2 protein-coding genes are annotated in these 986 nt (G+C 59.8%); both read right to left on the reverse strand.

Features of this window, described 5'->3' with window-relative positions; genetic code table 11:
- Positions 1-152: 152 nt before the first annotated feature.
- Complete coding sequence (locus tag L0B83_RS19585) at positions 153-521, reverse strand: hypothetical protein (RefSeq protein WP_234760235.1); 369 nt, start codon at positions 519-521, stop codon at positions 153-155.
- A 2-nt stretch (positions 522-523) separates the two neighbouring features.
- On the reverse strand, positions 524-832 hold the full coding sequence (locus L0B83_RS19590) for an immunity protein CdiI family protein (RefSeq protein ID WP_234760236.1): 309 nt from the start codon (positions 830-832) through the stop codon (positions 524-526).
- Positions 833-986 lie beyond the last annotated feature (154 nt).

The following is a 986-nucleotide window of genomic DNA, read 5'->3' on the forward strand; positions in this document are numbered from 1 at the left end:
CACGAACTCACCAAACTCGCACCCGTGGCCATCATCGCCGAGGCCCTCGGCTACTCCCCCACCACCATCGAACGCCACGCCACCGACTCAGCCACGGCCTACGCCCAATACATCGCAGCAACAAAAGCCTTCAATGACCGCCATTAATGCCATCAGGGCCGGGTGGCCCAAGACGCCATCAACTTGCGCTGCAACGACCTCAGGATCGTCACCGTTTCGCAATCGTCCATGCCCGTGGTGATCGACCAATCGATTCCAGAACCTAAAACATCGCTGGCAAAGACGATTTCGGTGGCCAGCAGCGCGCGGCGCCAGTCGGACTTTGTCAGGGCTCGTCCCGCCCTGAGGTCGTCGGCAATCCGCTTGCCTTCGTCCAGCAAGTCCGTAACGCCACGAAACCCCATCGCGAGGGCCATTGCCTCGGTGCATTGCGCTGGCCCGCCCCACTCGAGCAGTCCGCGCCATAGGACCTTCCGTTCCTCGTCAGTCAGGTTCACTTCAACTTTGGCTTGCTCATTCATAGTCACGCTCCGCGGCCTGGTTCCTGAGCCAAGTAGGGCGCTTCGCCCCACCACGGCTCAGTCACCACGACATCGACGTCAGGGCCCAAATCGGTGCGCAGTTCGCGGAGCAGAACCACACCCTCGGCCAGCCATTCAGCATCTCCCGGGCTCTCGAGGGGAATTCTCTCCTCTTCATACTGCGAGTTCCACAACCGGAGCCGCTCAGAAAGTTCTAGCGAAATACCGAGCGATCCCAGAGCGACGGGCTCACCATTTTCAGTCCATACAGGTCCAGAACCATAATCCGGCCAGAACTCCAATCGCGTCATGACCCGAGTATCTCCCGATAACTGCCCCGGAAGGCTAACCGATCATGCCACGAGCGAGCTTCATTACGCTACCTTCTCATGGCAGCCCAACACGCCAAACGGTCAGCGAAGCACCCAGCTACTCCCGTCCTACGAATACCCGTCCATGCCAGTT

The organism is Arthrobacter alkaliphilus, from assembly GCF_021483235.1.
Lineage (GTDB): Bacteria > Actinomycetota > Actinomycetes > Actinomycetales > Micrococcaceae > Arthrobacter > Arthrobacter alkaliphilus.

Excerpts from the sequence above, each read along its gene's own strand:
- L0B83_RS19585 (WP_234760235.1), bottom strand. The coding sequence starts at position 521 with ATGAATGAGCAAGCCAAAGTTGAAGTGAACCTGACTGACGAGGAACGG.
- L0B83_RS19590 (WP_234760236.1), bottom strand. The coding sequence starts at position 832 with ATGACGCGATTGGAGTTCTGGCCGGATTATGGTTCTGGACCTGTATGG.